The organism is Rapidithrix thailandica, from assembly GCF_039710355.1.
In the GTDB taxonomy this organism is placed as follows: Bacteria; Bacteroidota; Bacteroidia; order Cytophagales; family Flammeovirgaceae; genus Rapidithrix; species Rapidithrix thailandica.
The window spans coordinates 85,817-105,839 of record NZ_JBDKWZ010000004.1; the positions used below are offsets into that span (position 1 = coordinate 85,817).

Below are 20,023 nucleotides of genomic sequence, written 5' to 3' on the forward strand. Positions count from 1 at the left end.
ACCGAGCAAAGGCACTGATGCTACACCAGTGCCTTTGTGTGATGGAAGTAGTAATTAGAAAGCTTTATTCGGCCAATTGTACCACCGGCAGTTGACTGATGGTACTGGGCTTTTGAGTGGTGGGGTGTTGTTTACCTTGTGTAAGCTCTTGCACTTTATCTGCTACAAACAAATCCAGTTCTCTGAGATAAACAATAAAATCCTTTTTGAAATCCGCCTCGCCTTTTTCCAAACCTTCTAACAAGGCCAAGGTAAAGGCGCCATGCCCCCAATCCGGATGTTCAAAGGAACTTTCCACCCCGGTAGAGGCTGACATGATAACCACCCCGTATTCATCGGAAGCCATCGTTCGCAACGCTTCGGTATTATCGCGTTTTGCAACATTGGCTCCTAGCTGACCGCTGTTACAAGCATCCACAAACAACAAAACTTTTGAGGGTAAATTTCCTATTACTTCCGCAAAATGACTCCAATTCACTCCTGAGCGTTTTAGGTCGTAACTTTCTCCGTCATGGGGCAGAATAAAAAACTCCCCTTCCAGGTTGATGCCATGCGTAGCGATGAAAATCACCACCATATCGCTAGGGGTTGCTTGCTCTTCCAGCCATTTGAATTGCTTCAGGATGTTTTGTTGCGTGGCTTGCTCGTTGAGTAATTCTTTGGTGTAGATATGGTTGTACAAGCGTCCTCGTTGCTGTTGATACATTCGTGCCACCGCTTTTGCATCCGCATCGGCATAGGTAAGGTTATATTCGCTGTTTTTAAATTGAGATACCCCGATACTTAATAAATACAAGTTGGGTTTTTCAATATAATCCACTTCAAAGTCAGCAACATCAAAGGGTAATTCATCGGGGAATTCTCCTTCTTCTACCTCTGTATATTTTGCGGTGGCAGGAGGAAGGTAATGAACTACCCGTTCATCGGAAGTCGTAGCCGCATGAATGTTTTTGGCAAACACTTGCAAACGGTTGCTGCGGTGTACTAATTCAACTTCGTACTCCAAGAGCCGGTAATGGTCTGTGCTTTTAGAAGAAGGCTTGATACCCCGGCTGCTGTAAGTCCGGCCATTTACCAAGAGCTTTACTTGTTTGATTTTGCTGTCGGATGTGACGCGAGCTTGTATTTTTATTGTTTTATTGGACGTTTCATTATCGATGGCCGTAGGGAATAGCCATTCGATTTGAGGAGGTAAGGTATTGGTAATTTCCGGTTCGGCCACTAGTTGCTCAGGCTGTGTTGGTTGATATTGGGCAAAAGCATTTTCAAAGGATCCCGTCTGAAGTGTACGTTTTACCAATTCGGGATGGAAAAATTGCTTCCGGAAGGTATTGACCGGATAGAATTCCGCCAATTGTTGTAAGCCTTTGTTGATTTGCCAACCAATGTATTTTTCTCCCCCGGCCGAAGCGGCATAATATCCTTGCGGAGTCCAACAGACCCATTCATTGTCTGCCGCAATAAATAAGGTGGCCAGGTTTTCAGCTGTTTGAAGGTTCCATACTTTTACGGTTTGATCTCCACTGGCCGAATACAAATATTTGCCATCTTCGGAAACCGATACGGCCCAAACCTCGTCAGCATGCCCGATGTATTCCCGTATCATCTGTCCTGCCTGGTCATAAAGCTTCAGGCTTGCTCCGCTACCTACTACAATTTGCCCTTTGGGGGTATAGGTATAGCATCGCAAAATGCGGTCGGTATCGGGGTTATTTTGAATTTGGGCAGTGCTGCCGATTTGAAGTACATAGGCTTCGTCTTTTTTACGTTTAAGCGCCTTTCCTTGAAAGTTGGTTTCAACCCTTGTAAACTCCGGTGAATTGGGTTTTTCAGGGTGAAACGTGAGGGTAGCGAAGTCAAAGGTTTTTTCCAAAGGTCCTTTGCGGTTTTCCTTAGCACTTTCATTGGTTTGGCCAATGGCTATTTGTAAGCCTTTGCCGCGTGCTACCGACCAATTGGATTTCCCTTTACCCGTCATATGGGTAATGACCTGACGGGTATTGGCATTCCACACATAAATATCATAAGCTTCCCCTCCGGCTGTAGCAATGACTGATCGCAAATCATTTTTGTCTTGTTTGGCAAAAGCCCCTGCCGTGACGGTATTATCATGTTCGGTGAATTCTCCGGTTTTGAAGGCCAATGGCAGTTCATACAAGCCCACTTGCCCCCGGTTGGTGATGCCTACAATCTTTTGACTATCCGGAGAAAAAGACACATGGTAGATTTGACCGTGTAAATCTTCGATGACCAAGTCCAGCTTCCCTTCGGCATCCCAGAGGATGATCCGCCCGTCATAGCCTCCGCTTGCAATGTATTTTCCATCGGGAGAAAAGGCCACGGATAAAACTCTGTCCTGATGGTCGTCCATCACTTTGGTAAGCCGGGCACTGCCCCAGTCTGCACTTATTTGCCAGAGACGAATGGTACCGTCCAAAGAGGCGGTGGCGACTTGTCTTCCGTCAGGGGCAACGGCCAGGTTATACACCGCAGCAGAATGCCCTTCTAAAGTCAGTTGGGCAGTGGGGGAAGAGTTGGTTGACAGGTTGGCAAGCGGCCAGATTTTAGCCGTTTTATCACCGCTCCCACTGATGAGGTATTGGCCGTTAGGAGAGAAAGCTAAATCCGTAATGACATTTTGATGCCCCTTTAATGCTGAGACTTGTTTGCGGGTTTGCAAATCAATAATGCGAATTTCGTTATTAGAAGAATATCCTCCAATCGCCAACAAACGGTCATCTGAAGAAAGCGCAGCGGCATTCAGCTTCCCTATAGGGCCTTCACCGATGGAAGACCGAAGTGTTGCGACCAAATCTCCGGTGGAAGTATTCCATATTCGGAGCGTTTTGTCTTCTGAAACGGAGATTAACCGCTTGCGGTCGGCTGTGAAAACCACATCCCGTACCCTGGCCGAATGTCCTTGAGGATCAATGACCAAAACAGGTTGCTCCTGGGCTTGAGTACTCAGAAAAGATAACAGGGGTAGGAGAATAAGCAAAAGCTTTTGCATAGAACTCAGTTTATTCATCATTTAGTTATTAGGTGTATTTATCCAAAGATGAGGGATTTTCAATGTATATCAAAGTCATAAGAGTTCTACGAAGAAAATGAAAATCGGTTATCAGATTTTCCGCTTGCTTGTTTTATAAAGTACTTATTTTTACGAAAAGAAAAGTGTCCTTTATAAAAGCCGGCTTTCTCTGATAACCGATGAGAATGTTCTCATTGAATTACTTCACAACAGGTTGTTGAAAGCGTTTTATTTTCTACCAATCAGTATTTCGGAAGCTTGTACCAGTTGGATAAATTCGGCCCGGTAGCCTTCTTTGTCCTCTCCTTTGGCTTTTTGGGCAAGTTGAAGCACATTAGGATAACTGGCTTGTGCTTTGAATTCCGAATCCCTTAACAACAATCCGAATTCGGCTACTGCAGCAGAGAAACGGAAGTTGTCGGAAGTCTTGTCCAGGCTCAGGGGCTTGTCTTTTAAAGTTTGTACAATCAAGCGACTTTTGTCTTCCTCGGGCTTTTTGTACCGGAACTTAACGGTTAACAACTCACGGGAATTGGACGCTTTGGTTTTTTCCGTTTTCTGATATTTCAAATCGTCTACTTTTTTCAAAAATTCCGATTCCACCCCCACGGGGATGATTTCATACAAAGCGGTAACGGTATGGCCGGCCCCGAGTTCTCCTGCATCTTTTTTGTCGTCATTGAAATCTTCGTCTTTCAACATGCGGTTTTCATAGCCGATCAAGCGGTAAGCCTGTACTTTATTGGGATTGAATTCCACCTGGATTTTTACATCTTTGGCGATGGTAAACAAGGTAGCGCGCATCTCGGTGACAAACACTTTTTTTGCTTCTTTGAAATTGTCGATATAGAAGTAATTGCCGTTGCCTGCATTGGAAATTTGCTCCATGCGTCCGTCTTTGTAGTTGCCCATGCCCAAGCCTGTGATGGTGAGGTAAATGCCGTCTTTCCGCTTTTCTTCGATCATATCGACCAAAGCGGCCGTGGAACTGGTTCCTACGTTAAAGTCCCCGTCAGTAGCCAGGATGACCCGGTTGTTGCCGTTTTCGATGAGGTTTTTCTTGGCAATTTTATAGGCCAGTTCGATTCCGGCACCGCCAGCGGTAGATCCTCCAGCCTCTAACTGGTCGAGAGCGGCAAAGATTTTTTCCTTTTCGGAGGCAGGGGTAGAAGGCAATACTTCCCCGGCGGCTCCGGCATACACCACAATGGCGACCCGGTCTTTTTCACTCAGTTGGTCGACCAGCAATTTCAAAGAAGATTTGAGCAAAGGCAATTTGTTGGCATCGCTCATGGAACCGCTCACATCCAGGAGGAAGACCAGGTTACAAGCTTGCAAATTGTCGTAATCGAGTTTTTTTCCTTGTAGTCCGATATGGACGAGTTGGTGTTTTTCATTCCAAGGTGCGGGAGCAATTTCCGTGGTGATAGAAAAGGGGTGTTCTCCTTGCGGGTTAGGATACTCGTAATCAAAGTAGTTGATCATCTCTTCAATGCGCACAACGTCTTTATGAGGTTTTTGCCCGTTGTTGAGCATTCTGCGTAAGTTGGAGTAAGAAGCAGCATCCACATCGATGGAAAAAGTAGACAAAGGTTTGTGTAAAGGATTGTGGAAGATATTTTCATTGATTTGATCGTATTCTTCCGTGTTAAAGTTCTCTCTATAAGGCTCCGGTGCCGGCATTCCGGCAACTTTACCAGAGATCGAATAATTTAAGGCTTTTTTTTCAAGCCGGAGAGGGGCTGCCATATCCATTTCCTCTACAGGTTCCTCTACGACTTCTATGATTTCCTCATCCTCTACAACTTCTATGATTTCCACATCCTCTACGATTTCTATGATTTCTACAGACAACCGGACATTTATGGTGGACTGTTGTTTCACTTGGACTTCTTTGGTTTGATAGCCTGATAAAGAGAATGTTAAGGTAATACTGCCTTCCGGGATTTTCAATGCGTATTTGCCATTGAGGTCTGTACGAGTGCCTTTGGTAGTTCCTTTTACCAGAATATGTACTCCGGAAATAGGTTTTCCGCTTTCTGTATCGGTTACTTGGCCGGTGATGGTCCGGTCAAAGGAAAATCCCAGTTGAGAGAAGGCCAATAAGCTTATGAATACAATGATATTTTTCATAACAGTTTCAGTTTTTTTCTTATAGGATGCAGGTGGGGAAGAGATTCCATAAACAAATGCTGTTTTTTATGATAAAAAATATCTTTTTGACTTTAATAGGTTTATTATCATTTATTTAAATATTGAATGCTTTTACTTAGAAAAAAAGTAACCCCCTCAAGGAAATTTGACCTTGAAGGGGTAAAACGTTTAATGCTTTTATCGGATAATTGTTGTTGGCTCTTACTTTTTTACCACCAGCATTTCGGAGGCTTGTACCAACTGGATAAATTCAGTCCGGTAGCCTTCTTTGTCCTCTCCTTTGGCTCCCCGGGCAAGTTGGAGCACATTTGAATAGCTGGCTTGTGCTTTGAATTCCGAATCCCTTAACAACAATCCGAATTGGGCCACTGCTGCAGAGAAACGGAAATTGTCAGAAGTCTTGTCAAGGCTCAGGGGCTTGTCTTTTAAGGTTTGTACAATCAAGCGACTTTTGTCTTCCTCGGGCTTTTTGTACCGGAACTTGACTGTGAGCAATTCGTCAGAGTCAGAGACTTGAGTGGCTTCTGTTTTCTGATATTTCAAATCGTCTACTTTTTTCAAAAATTCCGATTCCACCCCCACGGGGATGATTTCATACAAAGCGGTAACGGTATGGCCGGCCCCGAGTTCTCCCGCGTCTTTTTTGTCATCATTGAAATCTTCGTCTTTCAACATGCGGTTTTCATAGCCGATCAAGCGGTAAGCCTGTACTTTATTGGGATTGAATTCCACCTGGATTTTTACATCTTTGGCGATGGTAAACAAGGTAGCGCGCATCTCGGTGACAAACACTTTTTTTGCTTCTTTGAAATTGTCGATATAGAAGTAGTTGCCGTTGCCTGCATTGGAAATTTGCTCCATGCGTCCGTCTTTGTAGTTGCCCATGCCCAAGCCTGTGATGGTGAGGTAAATGCCGTCTTTTCGCTTTTCTTCGATCATATCGACCAAAGCGGCTGTGGAACTGGTTCCTACGTTAAAGTCCCCGTCAGTGGCCAGGATGACCCGGTTGTTACCATTCTCGATGAGGTTTTTCTTGGCAATTTTATAGGCCAGTTCGATTCCGTCACCGCCAGCGGTAGATCCTCCGGCTTGTAGTTGGTCGAGAGCGGCAAAGATTTTTTCCTTTTCGGAGGCAGGGGTAGAAGGCAATACTTCCCCGGCAGCTCCGGCATATACCACAATGGCGACCCGGTCTTTTTCACTCAGTTGGTCGACCAGCAATTTCAAAGAAGATTTGAGCAAAGGCAACTTGTTGGTATCGCTCATGGAACCGCTCACATCCAAGAGAAAGACCAGGTTACAAGCTTGCAAATTGTCATAATCGAGTTTTTTCCCTTGTAGTCCGATATGGACGAGTTGGTGTTTTTCATTCCAGGGGGCAGGGGCCATTTCCGTGGTGATAGAGAAGGGATGTTCACCTTGCGGGTTGGGGTACTCGTAATCAAAGTAGTTGATCATCTCTTCAATGCGCACAACGTCTTTGTGAGGTTTTTGCCCGTTGTTGAGCATTCTGCGTAAGTTGGAGTAAGAAGCGGCATCCACATCGATGGAAAAAGTAGACAAAGGTTTGTGTAAAGGATTGTGGAAGATATTTTCTTTAATCTTGTCGTACTCTTCTGTATTTGAAGGTTCGTTGTAATATGGTTCTGCTTCAGCGACTTGAGGGGCATGCATGGAACGGTGACGGTGATCTCCACAGGAAAATAATAAACAAGACATCACAATTCCTACAAGCCAAAGTGCATATGTTTTCATATTCAATGGTTTACTAATAAGTATTTAAATGATTTTTAATAAAGTTTAAGTGGAAGAAACGACTTGTTGTAAATATGAAATATGCATTTCATTTACAACAAGCAGTTCTCCATGGTATAAGAATAAAAGCGTTACTTTTTGCCCATTAACGATTCTGAGGATCTAACCAATTGGATAAATTCGGCCCGGTAGCCTTCTTTGTCCTCTCCTTTGGCTTTTTGGGCAAGTTGAAGCACATTAGAATAGCTGGCTTGTGCTTTGAATTCCGAATCCCTTAGCAACAATCCGAATTGGGCCACTGCTGCAGAGAAACGGAAGTTGTCGGAAGTCTTGTCAAGGCTCAGGGGCTTGTCTTCCAGCGTTTGTACAATCAAGCGACTTTTGTCTTCCTCGGGCTTTTTGTACCGGAACTTGACTGTGAGCAATTCGTCAGAGTCAGAGACTTGAGTGGCTTCTGTTTTCTGATATTTCAAATCGTCTACTTTTTTCAAAAATTCCGATTCCACCCCCACGGGGATGATTTCATACAAAGCGGTAACGGTATGGCCGGCTCCGAGTTCTCCCGCGTCTTTTTTGTCGTCATTGAAATCTTCGTCTTTCAACATGCGGTTTTCATAGCCGATCAAGCGGTAAGCCTGTACTTTATTGGGATTGAACTCCACCTGGATTTTTACATCTTTGGCGATGGTAAACAAGGTAGCGCGCATCTCGGTGACAAACACTTTTTTTGCTTCTTTGAAATTGTCGATATAGAAGTAGTTGCCGTTGCCCGCATTGGAGATTTGCTCCATGCGTCCGTCTTTGTAGTTGCCCATGCCCAAGCCTGTGATGGTGAGGTAAATGCCGTCTTTCCGCTTTTCTTCGATCATATCGACCAAAGCGGCCGTGGAACTGGTTCCTACGTTAAAGTCCCCGTCAGTAGCCAGGATGACCCGGTTGTTGCCGTTTTCGATGAGGTTTTTCTTGGCAATTTTATAGGCCAGTTTTATCCCGTTACCGCCAGCGGTAGATCCTCCGGCTTGTAGTTGGTCGAGAGCGGCAAAGATTTTTTCCTTTTCGGAGGCAGGGGTAGAAGGCAATACTTCCCCGGCAGCTCCGGCATACACCACAATGGCGACCCGGTCTTTTTCACTCAGTTGGTCGACCAGCAGTTTCAAAGAAGATTTGAGCAAAGGCAATTTGTTGGTATCGCTCATGGAACCGCTCACATCCAAGAGAAAGACCAGGTTACAAGCTTGCAAATTGTCATAATCGAGTTTTTTTCCTTGTAGTCCGATATGGACGAGTTGGTGCTTTTCATTCCAGGGGGCAGGGGCCATTTCCGTGGTGATAGAAAAGGGGTGTTCTCCTTGCGGGTTAGGGTACTCGTAATCAAAGTAGTTGATCATCTCTTCAATGCGCACAACGTCTTTATGAGGTTTTTGCCCGTTGTTGAGCATTCTGCGTAAGTTGGAGTAAGAAGCAGCATCCACATCGATGGAAAAAGTAGACAAAGGTTTGTGTAAAGGATTGTGGAAGATATTTTCATTGATTTGATCGTATTCTTCCGTATTCAATTTTTCTACGTAAGGTTCATAGCTTTGGTTCGTTGACGGGGGGGTATACGATGCATTACCCCTGCTCCGTACTTTACTTCTTTTATTGCTACGTTTACTCTTACTTCTGTATTTACGAGAAGAGCCGGCCGACATGACAACAACTTCTTCGAGTTCTTGAGTATCCGGTTCTAATACCACATTCACCTCCGTCCGGTCACCAACTTCTACTTCTTTGGTCTGAAAACCAACGAAAGAGATCACTAGAGTGGAAATGTATTCGGGGATAGTTAATTTATATTCACCATTGACATCGGTAACAGTTCCTATTGTAGTGCCTTGAGCCACAATATTTACTCCCGGAAGTGGTGTACTGTCTTCGCTGTTAATAACTTGCCCCTGGATGGTTCGTTCCGTGGCAAAGCCTAGTTGACTTAGCGTAATAAGGGTAATGAAGAGTATGAAGTTTCTCATAGTTGGTAAGGTTTTTTCTTATGGGATGCCCTTCGGGAAAGGATTCCATAAAAAGGTTGATTTTTTTTTAAACTATTTTTAGTTGGGGAAAGAAATAGCGAATCTCTAATCATGGGAAATACAAAAATACCGGAAGAAGCCAATACAAACCGGGCGTGTATTTACTTCTTCCGTCAGGGTATTTACAAAACTGAGGATTTACATATTTGCCAACTATCAGGCATTAATTTAAATTATTTTCTTGTAAAATTACCATGTATTAGTTGGTTTTTTATTGTCGGAAATACTTGAAGCTATGTATTGTCCTATCCGTTAAGGTCTTTGTTGGTTTTTCTTGTTGTGTTTTTTAGCGACTTTTAGTCAAGGCCGGTAGAAAACTCTATTTTCTGAAAACCTCTTTCTTAACCCAGGAGTCTATGCGAACTTTAGGATCCGGTAGTTCACTAGAATGAAGTGAAAGAATATTTACTGAGAGAAAAGATGAAGCCCATCGGGTACCTATTATTTAAATGAAAAGAAGGAATTGGTGACTGTTGAAGACCGGGGAAACAGTAAGCCTGCCTATTGTGAAAGGAGTCCAAAGAGAATGTCAGAGAATTATCTTAATTTCACCATTCAAATTTATATTCAACCTAATACCTAAGTTAAAATGAAATTCAACTACCTATTACTCCTTTTGTTGGCAGGTTTATTTGCCTGTCAGGAAAAGGCAGAAGAGAAGACGGAAGAGCGCCCTCCCAACGTAGTGATTATTTTTACGGATGATCAAGCATATGAAGATTTGAGCTGTTATGGAGGAAAAGGCTTTCAAACGCCAAATATTGATAAAATGGCCGGAGATGGTATCCGTTTTACCAACTTCCATGTGGCCCAACCGATATGTTCGGCATCCCGGGCGGCCTTGTTGACTGGCTGTTATCCCAACCGTATTGGCATTCACAGAGCGATTTCCCCGCAACATACCCACGGGTTGAATCCGGAAGAAGAGACCCTGGCCGAGCTTTTAAAACCATTAGGGTATTCTACGGCAATTTTCGGTAAGTGGCATTTGGGGCATCAGCCGGGTTTATTGCCTACTCATCAAGGGTTTGACGAATATTACGGCTTACCGTATTCCAATGATATGTGGCCTAATCATCCGGTATACAAAGGTTTTCCGCGTTTGCCTTTGATTGAAGGCGATTCGATTATCGGGTATATAGATGAAGATCAAAGCCAGTTGACCACCCAATACACCGAACGGGCGGTGAATTTTATCGAAAGAAATAAAGAAAAACCTTTCTTTCTGTATCTTGCTCACAGTATGCCGCATGTGCCACTGTTTGTATCGGATAAATTTAAAGGTAAATCCGAACGGGGCTTGTATGGCGATGTCATGATGGAAATCGACTGGTCGGTAGGGCAAGTACTGGAAGCTTTGAAACGCAACGGCTTGGATGAGAATACATTGGTGGTCTTTACTTCTGATAACGGTCCTTGGTTGGCGTATGGCGACCATGCCGGATCGGCCGGGCCTTTGCGTGAAGGAAAAGCGACTGCCTGGGAAGGAGGAGTAAGGGTGCCTTGTGTGATGCGTATGCCAGGCAAAATTCCGGCAGGAGTCGTATCGGACCAAATGGCCATGACCATTGATATTTTGCCCACTATTGCAAAACTGACCGGAGCGAAATTGCCAGAAAAAACCATTGACGGAAAGGATATTACTCCTATTGTTATGGATAAAGAAGGCGCTGAAAACCCTCATGATGCCTATTATATTTATTATAAAGACAATGAATTACATGCGGTCTTGAGCAAAGACGGTCGATGGAAAATGTATTTCCCTCATACCTACCGTTCGCTTAACGGAGAGCCGGGTGGAACCGGAGGAATTCCTTCATTGAAGGAAGTGGAACTGGAAGCCGGAATGGAATTGTACGATTTGAAAAACGATATCAGTGAAACCGAAAATGTAGTGGAAGAGTATCCTGAAGTGGTAAAAGAACTGCAACAGTATGCCGAAGCTTGCCGTAACGAATTGGGCGACAAGCTGACGGGAATACAGGGAAGCGGAGTAAGAGAGCCCGGAAGAGTATTACAGTGAGTTGAAGCACTGTAAGGGTTTGAGACAGAGAAACAGGGTGACAATTGTTGGGATCAGTCCTAAGAATGTCATGTAAATGAAGATGTAGAAGTGGTAACTTCAAAAACTAACCATCTAATACGCAATAGTATGGCTGAATTTGAAAAAAACTTTATAAAAGTCAAAGGAACTCAATTTGAGAGAAATGGACAACCGTACCGTTTTGTAGGCGTGAATTTTTGGAATGCCATGAACCTGGCTTCCCAAGGGCCCAGGGGAGACCGGGAGCGACTTTTAAGAGAATTGGATTTGTTACAATCCTATGGAGTGAATAATATCCGGATTATGTGTGGAACGGAGGGTCCGGACTCCGAGCCTTATCGGATCGTACCGGCCTTGCAGACAGCTCCGGGAGTTTATAATGAAGATCTTTTGGATGGCTTGGACTTTTTGTTGGCGCAACTCCACCGGAGGGAAATGCATACGGTGATGTGCTTGAATAATTTCTGGCAATGGTCGGGAGGCATGGCACAGTACCGGGTATGGGCCAATCCTGAAAAAAATATTCCCTACCCGGATATTGAAACCGGAGAAAATTTTGATGCCTATGAAAATTTTACTGCAGGCTTTTACAGTGACCCGCAGGCCGTAAACTACTTTAATGAACATATAGAGTTTATCATAGGACGTACCAACGGTTATTCAGGGATTGATTATAAAGAAGATCCGGCGATTATGGCCTGGGAATTAGGAAATGAGCCGAGAGGTACGAATAACATGACAGATTTTTACCAATGGCTGAATACTACTTCTTCTTTGATCAAATCCTTGGCTCCTCACCAATTGCTTACCGTAGGGAGTGAAGGAACCATGGAAGGCATTACCGGAACAGAGTTTTTAAAAGACCATTCGTTCGAGGCGATTGATTACACCACCGTGCATGTTTGGATTGAAAACCGGAATTGGTACGATCCGGCGAATGCACAAGCGACTTATCTTCAGGCGGTAGATACTGCAGCGGAGGTATTGAAGGAGCATGTTCAGTGGGCTTTGAAATTAAATAAACCCTTAGTGTTGGAAGAGTTTGGGGTGGCCCGGGACGAGGGCAAGTACGACCCTTCCGCGTCGGTGAAGTACCGCAATGATTTTTACGGAAGAATGTTTGAAGCCGTTTTGCAATCGGTCAAAATGGGAGATCCTTTGGTGGGTGCTAATATTTGGGCCTGGGGCGGTGAAGGTCGTCCGGAGGCTCCCAAATGTGTTTGGAATACCGGAAATGACTTTACCGGAGACCCCCCTCATGAATACCAAGGTTGGTATTCGGTGTATGAGAAAGACCAAGCCACTTTGGCATTGATAAAACAATACAATAAGGCCTTGGAAAAGTGGGGATAGGTTCAACTTAAACGGAATGTATTTGCTTTGGAGGCCCGGTAGCTGAGTTTGGTTGCCGGGCTTTTTTTGAGCCTTTTTGACTCGATTTTTTCAAGTGTCGTCTGTGAGTAAAATTTTTCTTTTCAACTCTTGTGACTTTTATTTTTTCTCTGCGTCAGGAGGATAAATAAGTTCAATTGTTTAAAACATCGATATGAAAAAGTTCAAAGAAAATCACGGAGATTGGGAGGACGAATCAGACAGCTCTGTCGAAAATGAGAATGCCCTGGAAGACTCGGATTGGGACAAGTACGATGGATATGATGAATGGGACGAAGAGGTTTCGGTAAGGCCCAAAAAGCCGGGCAAAAACCATTGGGATGACTGGAACGATCAGGAAGACTAGCAAGGGTATCTATGAGGGCTTAGAAGTTTTCTCTAAATCCGTCCTTTATTTAAAGGAAGTTCCGGTGAGATGACTTGTGCTATATTACAGGATTGTGTAAATTGAGTATAGGCCAACTATTTTTTTTACAGAGCAGCCATTAAAACTTATGGATAAATTCAATCTGGATCATTTTGGCTTTGACTTTTCTTCGGATTGGGCAGTTTCCCTGGAGCTGTTCAACAACTCTCAAACTTCACTGGAAGAAAAACTGGAAGTATATACGGACATCGTAGACTCGGAAGTTGGGGATACGCCCATGTTGAGGGTGCGCAATTTGGAGCGGTTTACCGGTATACGGCAATTGTTTCTAAAGTTTGAAGGAGGAAACCCCACCGGAACACATAAAGACCGTATCGCCTTTGCTCAGTGCCTGGATGCCTTGCGCAGAGGCTTTGATACCTTGTCAGTGGCAACCTGTGGCAATTATGGTGTGTCCATCGCTTTGTCCAGTAAGCTGGCCGGATTGAAATGCCGGGTGTATATTCCGGAGGCATATCATACCCAACGGGTAAAAGAAATGGAAGAGCTGGGGGCCGTGATTACCCGTACCCCGGGCGATTATGAAAAGGCGGTAACTATCTCCATGGAGGAGGCGGAAAAAAATGACTGGTATGATGCCAATCCCGGAGGAAAGAATACACCCATCCAATTGGATGCCTATGGAAGTATTGCTTATGAAATTTACGATGAATTAAGAGATGCTCCCAAAATAGTGGCGTGCCCGGTATCGAACGGGACATTGGTGGCCGGTATTTATAAAGGGTTTGTCAGCTTGTTCCGGAGAGGCAAAACTTCCCGGGTGCCGTTGATGGTGGCAGGTTCTTCCTTTAAGAAGAACCCCATTGTGGAGGCTCATCTCAAAAATAAATTATCCTGTGAAGACCTGGATCCGAAATTTATTAAGGAATCAATGGTTAACGAACCTCTGATTAACTGGCACTCCTTTGATGGGGATTTGGCCTTGGATGCTTTGCGAAAAACCCAAGGGTGGGCCGGTAATATTTCGGATAAGAAAATGCTGGAATTGAGCAAAATGCTCAAAGAAAAAGAAGGGATGAACGTGCTGCCCGCTTCTACTGCAGGGCTTGCAGCCTTGTTGCAAAAACACCCAACAGAAAAGATGGTGAACGACCGTTTTGTTGTTGTGTTGACGGGAAGAAAAGCATAAGAAAAATCTACGTAAGACAGGAACTTATTTCTAGGAGAAAGGTTATAGCGATATCCATTATCCATGAAAACTATAACACTCAGGGGCGATAAGCCCTCAACCTACAAACAAGAAACGATGAAGAGCGTTTCCTCACTCCGGGAGTACTGATTCCACTCCCCCAGCACCGGCAACCGCTGGTGCTTTTTTTATGTTTTCACAAAAGGCAAGCTGCTGAGAGCAGTTTAAATTATATCCTTTAGGCTGCAAAGAGGATGTTCTCTAATGAATTTTAAACATGCTCTGACGAGTGGCGGGAAAAAGCAGAACAACGGTGTAATACTCTTACACCTGAGTGTATGTTTAAAACCACTGCTTTTAAAAAATAACCATAAATTGGTACAATGTTCTTTAGTGGCTATATTTGGGTAATCTTTTCCTAAGAAAGGCCTCGCTCCAATACGTATATGCAAGGACAGGTGCTAAGCTTTCAAACAACCATTTAATGTTTTGAATTATGGGAATACAAGTAGAAAAAACCGGGAGTGGTAACCGGTACAAGGTGTATATTGACAAAAATACCACGGAAATCGTTGCTACGGTTTACCCTTCCGGGCAACCGGGTCATGCCCAGGCCAAATCCGCCCGTTTGAACATCACCGCCCCGGATTTACAATTCGACCTGGAGACATTGCGCTTCCAGGGAGAGAATTTTTTAACAATCACAGAGGGCGATCAGTTACCAGAAAGCTCTCAAATATTCAAAAACCCTTCTCCCCCGGTATGTTACTACGGTGCGGAGGACGGGAAAGCTATCCCGGTCAACTTTAGTGCGACCTTGCGCTATACGGGAGAGCAAGGCATTGGCAACTCAGATCTGAAAGACGTACGCTTAAAAGCCAAAGTCACTTTGGGAGGAGAAAGTGTGGCAACATTGCTTTACAATAAAAAAGGAAAGAGCGAACTGAATGGAGAAACCGGCCTGAAGCTTAAAGAAGTAAAAGACAAGAAAGGATATTTCGAAACCCAGGGCTGTTTCCATCTGGATCATCCGGCCATGCCTGCCGCTTGGGTCACTCCCCAGGACCACCAAGACCGTCACGGCTTTCATATCGAACTCAGCCTTTCCAAAGACGAAGGCGAAACCTGGCTGGAAGAAGAATTAATCACCGTCAAAAAAGAGGCTGTACCGAGATGGTATGTCACTTATAGGCAACCTATTAACCCTGATCGTCGATACCTTGATGTCTCTAAACATAAGTTACTCGCTCCCAATGAGTGTTATTTGTATTTTTCATGTAGACAGGCGCAGGGAGCGAAAGAGAAAGAAGCTATTATTCAAGAGATATGGAAGAAGTTTCACATCTCAGAAAACGATTCTGTGAACCCTAAAAAGCAGAAGTATTTAGGGAACCTGTTTCAAAAAGATTTTGGAATAGGAATGGACAAGAAAGAAAATCTTCAGTTAAGTTATTATCATTATTATGATGATAAATTTGACCTCCCTAGCCGAGCAAAAGAATTACTGGAAACCAATAAAGGGGATTGTACAGCTTTTAGTGAGCTTCTTAACCATTGTTTTGCTTATCAGGGTTTTTATTCCAATGTACATAGAATAATTCTAGATGAAGACAAAGCTGGGAATGCCATTTCAGGTACCTTGATTAAAGGTTGGAAGTTTCCTGAAGAAGGAGGAAGTAGTAGGGACTCTGGATACCCTTTTGTTTCTTTTGTAAAGAAAGGTCGAGAATATAATGACTCTTGTTATGATCGAAAAGGGAACTACTATTTTGATAAGAAATTGATTGTGGAGGTAACTCGAGACTGTGAAGGTATAGATCACTTGAAAGGGCATAATAACCCCTGTCCTCCAGGTGATTTTTCACAACACGATGTAGTGGTTTATGATAAGGTATGGTATGATCCCTCTTACGGACAAATTCATGATTCACGTGAAGCTTGGGAAAAAGCTTCTATTGCAGGGTATTATAGAATGATAAACTATGATGAAAAAAAGAATAATCTTAAAAAAGGGGATCCAGAAAGTTTCAAACTGAGATCTTATTGGGCAATACAGAAAAAAAATTAAAAACATAATTGCAAAGTTAATTTATGAGTGTCAAACAAATTTTTATACTAATATTTTGTTGCATGCTGTTTCAAAATATACATGCCATTGAGAATGATACCTTAAAGTATGTATTGATTGATGATGGAAAACTATATATCAAACAGTGGATTAAGCCAGATGAAGTTATAATAAATCGACATAGGATGGGCATAAATGTAGGTGATATTGGAATTGTAGATACTATGTACAGGTTTCAAATTACTCAAAACTGGAATGTACATGATGGTATCCTTAACGAATATATTGTAAACTATTCTCCAGCGGTGTCCATATACCAATATAGGCCAGAGTACATCATTAGCTTGTTTCAAAATAGTTTTGAACACCCTATGAGAAAACGTACTGATAGTTTTTGTAGCCCCTTGAATATGTACATACGTTTTTTTAACATTGAATGGAAAGGGTATTACAAGAATGGTAACCGGTTGGAAGGGAGAATACCTCGTAAAGAAGCCATACAAAAGGATAGTGTAATGATGAGCCGGTTGGAGGCAGATATTTTCTTTAAAGACTCTGCGCTGTATTCTCTGATTAGTGATCCGCAAGGCTTGTATTTGTGGAGAAGTGATAGCTTATTGGTTACAAGGATGGATGAATGGAAGGGTGTTAAAGCTTACACCATCAAAAAGTTAGATTGGGATTACCCACCCATAGCCCGGTCTCCTTTTAAAGATCAGGGCACTTTGTACCGTACCTTGAAAGACCCGGAAATGCTGAAAGGCAATTTCAAGGTCTTTTCCCAGGAAGGAGAAATCTATTTTTTAAATCGTATTTCCGGGAAATTGTACTGGCTGGCGGCCAAGAAAGTCTACGAGTTGGGCGAAGTGGATATGGCAACCTATCCGGAGTTAAATGAGCGAAAACTCTTTATCGAAAACCGGGATACGGGAGAGCTTGTCTTTCTGTCTCCAGTGCGTTGGAAAAAGCGTTTATTCAAATCCGTCCCCAGACCGAAGGTGAGCGTGATGAGTAAGGAAGAAATAACGGAGAAGTATCCTATGTTGGTGGGGGAGTGAGTAACGAACCCTTAATATTTATCGTTCAAATGAAAGTTCAAGTAGTAAGTCTATTGTTTTGTGGTCTGGTGTTACAGGGAATTTGTGAGGGAAGAAATGATACTTTGAGGTATGTATTGATTGAAGGGGGAAGGTTGTATCACAAAGAAGCTCCACTTTCTATTGACTATAGGCCTATCAAGCGTTATTTGCTCCATAAAAATAAACAGGTCGCAACAGATACTCTATATAGTTCTCTATTGAGTAGAAATTGGAGTGTATATAATGATTTCCTTTATGAATATAGGGTTAGACCTATGAGAGGGGGGGGGTATCCGTATCGCCCTGAATATATTGTAAGCTTATTTCAAATGAATATATTGAACCCTTTAAGTCGCCTGGAACGGCCCAAAGGGAAGAATCGCTGTAGTATTTGTAATGCCTTGAATATATACATGCATTTATTTGGTCCTGATTGGAAGGGTTATTCTAAATATATACAACACAAAGGTAAATTAGTACGTACTGCTGCTTTAATTCCCCGTGGGGAAGCTCGGGCAAAGGATAAATTGACTATGGAACAAGTCAATGCCGATGTGTTCTTTAAGAATGATTCATTGTATTCTTTAGTTTGGGACCCTCAAGGGTTTTATTTGTGGAAGAGTGATAGTCTTTTTGTGAAAAAAGTAAAAGATTGGAAAGTCATCAAGGCCATTACTATCCGGAAGTTGGATTGGGATTACCCACCCATTGCCCGGCTTTCTTTCATAGAGGGAGAAACTTTGTACCGCACCTTGAAAGACCCGGAAATGCTGAAAGGGAATTTCAAGGTCTTTTCCCAGGAAGGAGAAATCTATTTCTTGAATCGTATCTCCGGGAAATTGTACTGGCTGGCGGCCAAGAAAGTCTACGAACTGGGCGAAGTGGATATGGAGAACTATCCGGAGTTAAACGATCGTAAACTCTTTATTGAGAACTGGGATACGGGAGAGCTTGTCTTTTTAGCTCCGGTGCGTTGGAAGAAGCGGTTATTTAAGACTGTTCCCCGGCCGAAGGTGAGCGTGATGAGTAAGGAGGAAATAGCGGAGAAGTACCCGATGTTGGCGGGGGCTTAGCGCTTTTTAAGACTCGTTAGAGAGCAGCCTAAAGGATATATAATTTAGAACTGCTCTGGTTGTCAACAGACATAAGGCAGCATCTTGTATGGGAAGAGTTTTTTGTAAAAAAAGTCGCAGATGTACTTATCTAAACAAAGCCGTATGAAGAGGAGAGTTGTGTTATAAATAGGTTGCCTACAGCTGGGTAGTAAAAGAGATTGATTATTGTGGCTTTACAAAAAGTTTATTGAAATGAAGCCCTGTTGTAATAAAAAAGAAGATTTTTGAAAAAAATTTCTCCTTTTCCTGTTTTGTGAAGTTTATTTACACTGAATAAACCAAAGATCATTAAAAGCACGGTGTGGTGTTCATATACAAGTTCAAAAATGACGTTAGCCCACTAGAAGAAAGTTATTGAATTTAAAAACAATGATGAACAGGAAATTTTACTACAGTTTACTTTTTGCACTTCCCTTATGGCTGGCTACTTTTTCTCAAGCCACAGCACAATTCACCCTTTCAGGGCAAATTCGCCCACGCTTTCAGTTTCGGAATGGCTTTAAGGATATGCCCGATTCGGGAGACAAGCCAGCTGCATTTATAGCACAGCGTACCCGTTTGAATGCAGACTATATTTACGATCAAAAGGTACAGGCGTATATCTCTATTCAGGATGTACGGGTATGGGGGGATCAGGATCAATTTGCCGATGTACCGAATATAGGCTTGTTTGAAGGTTGGGTAAAACTTAACTTGTGTGAGAAATTTGCTTTTAAATTCGGTCGTCAGCAATTGGTATACGATGATTCCCGGATTTTAGGGAGCTTGAATTGGCGTGAAGCCGGCCGTTCGCACGATGCGGCTCTTTTAATGTATACGGATTCTACCTTTGAAGTACACGCAGGGGCAGCTCTTAACAACGATAAAGGTTCTGCTTTTCAGGTCCCGTATACCAGTGATTATTACAAAAGCATGCAGTTTCTCTGGTTGGCTAAAAAATTTGGAAACTTAAAACTTACCGGCTTGTTGGTGAACAACGGTCTGGAAAATGCCGATACAACGGTGAACTACTCCCAAACGTTGGGCGGAAACCTCTACTATAACACAAATAAAGTAAGCCTGCAAGCTACGTATTACCACCAGTTGGGTCGCAATCGGGATGACTATAAGGTGAATGCCAATATGCTTTCCTTACAAGGAAAAGTGAAATTTACTCCTTCTTTGAATCTGACCATTGGAGCGGATATCATGTCGGGAACAGATGCCGATACCTATATGGATGCGAACAATAACGAAACCAATACTTTTGATATCGTGTATGGAGCGCGGCATAAATTTTATGGTAGTATGGACTATTTTTATCTCGGGTTTACTCCGGTGACCGGCTTACGGGATTTTTACTTCAAACCGGAATGGGTGCTCAATCCAAAATTCAGCCTATCTTCCCAAAACCACTTTTTTTACACTGCGGCTGATATGAAAAACCCACAGGATATTCATCAAGCCATTGATGCTTATCTAGGATATGAGTTAGACTTGATGTTTACCTGGAAGTTTAATAAGATCACCCGGATCAGAGGGGGGTATTCACAAATGTTTTCCGCTGAGTCGATGGAATTCGTGAAAGGCAAAGGGCAACATGGAGAAGTAGCGAATTGGGCTTGGTTGGAAGTTTCCGTTACTCCGGTATTTTTCAAAAGCGATAAATAAAATAGGGCATTTTGGGTCATTGTCAATTCTGTGTTTCAAGATTGACAACAACTGCGTTGAAAATAGCCTTCCGGTAAAGGTCATTTTTTATCAATTATATATGTCTGAAA

12 protein-coding genes are annotated in these 20,023 nt (G+C 43.0%); 8 read left to right on the forward strand and 4 right to left on the reverse strand.

Annotated features, from left to right (window positions below; all coding sequences use genetic code 11):
• Nucleotides 1-64 precede the first annotated feature (64 nt).
• The 4 genes from AAG747_RS08155 to AAG747_RS08170 form a co-directional block, all read right to left on the reverse strand.
• Nucleotides 65-3,031, reverse strand: coding sequence for a caspase family protein (locus AAG747_RS08155; protein WP_346820658.1), 2,967 nt, complete (start codon nt 3,029-3,031; stop codon nt 65-67).
• Between the two features lie 228 nt (nt 3,032-3,259).
• Nucleotides 3,260-5,164, reverse strand: a complete 1,905-nt coding sequence (locus tag AAG747_RS08160; protein WP_346820659.1) for a YfbK domain-containing protein — start codon at nt 5,162-5,164, stop codon at nt 3,260-3,262.
• Nucleotides 5,165-5,386: 222 nt separating this feature from the next.
• Nucleotides 5,387-6,940, reverse strand: a complete 1,554-nt coding sequence (locus AAG747_RS08165) for a vWA domain-containing protein (RefSeq protein WP_346820660.1) — start codon at nt 6,938-6,940, stop codon at nt 5,387-5,389.
• A 131-nt stretch (nt 6,941-7,071) separates the two neighbouring features.
• Nucleotides 7,072-8,949, reverse strand: coding sequence for a YfbK domain-containing protein (locus tag AAG747_RS08170; RefSeq protein WP_346820661.1), 1,878 nt, complete (start codon nt 8,947-8,949; stop codon nt 7,072-7,074).
• A gap of 649 nt (nt 8,950-9,598) precedes the next feature.
• Between AAG747_RS08170 and AAG747_RS08175 the strand changes: the two genes are divergently transcribed.
• The 8 genes from AAG747_RS08175 (at nt 9,599) to AAG747_RS08210 (ending at nt 19,913) form a co-directional block, all read left to right on the forward strand.
• Nucleotides 9,599-11,032 (forward strand): sulfatase family protein, encoded by a 1,434-nt coding sequence (locus AAG747_RS08175; RefSeq protein WP_346820662.1) that lies wholly within the window; start codon nt 9,599-9,601, stop codon nt 11,030-11,032.
• A 129-nt stretch (nt 11,033-11,161) separates the two neighbouring features.
• Nucleotides 11,162-12,406, forward strand: coding sequence for a glycoside hydrolase 5 family protein (locus AAG747_RS08180; RefSeq protein ID WP_346820663.1), 1,245 nt, complete (start codon nt 11,162-11,164; stop codon nt 12,404-12,406).
• 193 nt (nt 12,407-12,599) lie between these two features.
• Nucleotides 12,600-12,791 carry a hypothetical protein gene (locus AAG747_RS08185; RefSeq protein ID WP_346820664.1) on the forward strand — a complete coding sequence of 64 codons (192 nt, stop codon included), beginning with the start codon at nt 12,600-12,602 and terminating at the stop codon, nt 12,789-12,791.
• A 148-nt stretch (nt 12,792-12,939) separates the two neighbouring features.
• The gene (locus AAG747_RS08190; protein WP_346820665.1) at nt 12,940-14,001 is read left to right on the forward strand and encodes a pyridoxal-phosphate dependent enzyme; all 1,062 of its coding nucleotides are present in this window, start codon (nt 12,940-12,942) and stop codon (nt 13,999-14,001) included.
• 496 nt (nt 14,002-14,497) lie between these two features.
• Entirely contained in the window at nt 14,498-16,069 is a 1,572-nt protein-coding gene (locus AAG747_RS08195) for a hypothetical protein (RefSeq protein ID WP_346820666.1), read from the forward strand.
• A gap of 410 nt (nt 16,070-16,479) precedes the next feature.
• Nucleotides 16,480-17,127, forward strand: coding sequence for a hypothetical protein (locus AAG747_RS08200; protein WP_346820667.1), 648 nt, complete (start codon nt 16,480-16,482; stop codon nt 17,125-17,127).
• Nucleotides 17,128-17,477: 350 nt separating this feature from the next.
• Nucleotides 17,478-18,221: a hypothetical protein gene (locus AAG747_RS08205; protein WP_346820668.1), complete on the forward strand. Its 744-nt coding sequence runs from the start codon at nt 17,478-17,480 to the stop codon at nt 18,219-18,221.
• Nucleotides 18,222-18,632: 411 nt separating this feature from the next.
• Nucleotides 18,633-19,913, forward strand: a complete 1,281-nt coding sequence (locus AAG747_RS08210) for an alginate export family protein (protein WP_346820669.1) — start codon at nt 18,633-18,635, stop codon at nt 19,911-19,913.
• The last annotated feature ends 110 nt before the right edge of the window (nt 19,914-20,023 follow it).

Bases quoted from the DNA above. Each gene is read 5' to 3' on its own strand.
- AAG747_RS08155 (WP_346820658.1), bottom strand. From the start codon at position 3,031: ATGATGAATAAACTGAGTTCTATGCAAAAGCTTTTGCTTATTCTCCTA.
- AAG747_RS08160 (WP_346820659.1), bottom strand. From the start codon at position 5,164: ATGAAAAATATCATTGTATTCATAAGCTTATTGGCCTTCTCTCAACTG.
- AAG747_RS08165 (WP_346820660.1), bottom strand. From the start codon at position 6,940: ATGAAAACATATGCACTTTGGCTTGTAGGAATTGTGATGTCTTGTTTA.
- AAG747_RS08170 (WP_346820661.1), bottom strand. From the start codon at position 8,949: ATGAGAAACTTCATACTCTTCATTACCCTTATTACGCTAAGTCAACTA.
- AAG747_RS08175 (WP_346820662.1), top strand. From the start codon at position 9,599: ATGAAATTCAACTACCTATTACTCCTTTTGTTGGCAGGTTTATTTGCC.
- AAG747_RS08180 (WP_346820663.1), top strand. From the start codon at position 11,162: ATGGCTGAATTTGAAAAAAACTTTATAAAAGTCAAAGGAACTCAATTT.
- AAG747_RS08185 (WP_346820664.1), top strand. From the start codon at position 12,600: ATGAAAAAGTTCAAAGAAAATCACGGAGATTGGGAGGACGAATCAGAC.
- AAG747_RS08190 (WP_346820665.1), top strand. From the start codon at position 12,940: ATGGATAAATTCAATCTGGATCATTTTGGCTTTGACTTTTCTTCGGAT.
- AAG747_RS08195 (WP_346820666.1), top strand. From the start codon at position 14,498: ATGGGAATACAAGTAGAAAAAACCGGGAGTGGTAACCGGTACAAGGTG.
- AAG747_RS08200 (WP_346820667.1), top strand. From the start codon at position 16,480: ATGTACATACGTTTTTTTAACATTGAATGGAAAGGGTATTACAAGAAT.
- AAG747_RS08205 (WP_346820668.1), top strand. From the start codon at position 17,478: ATGAATATATTGAACCCTTTAAGTCGCCTGGAACGGCCCAAAGGGAAG.
- AAG747_RS08210 (WP_346820669.1), top strand. From the start codon at position 18,633: ATGATGAACAGGAAATTTTACTACAGTTTACTTTTTGCACTTCCCTTA.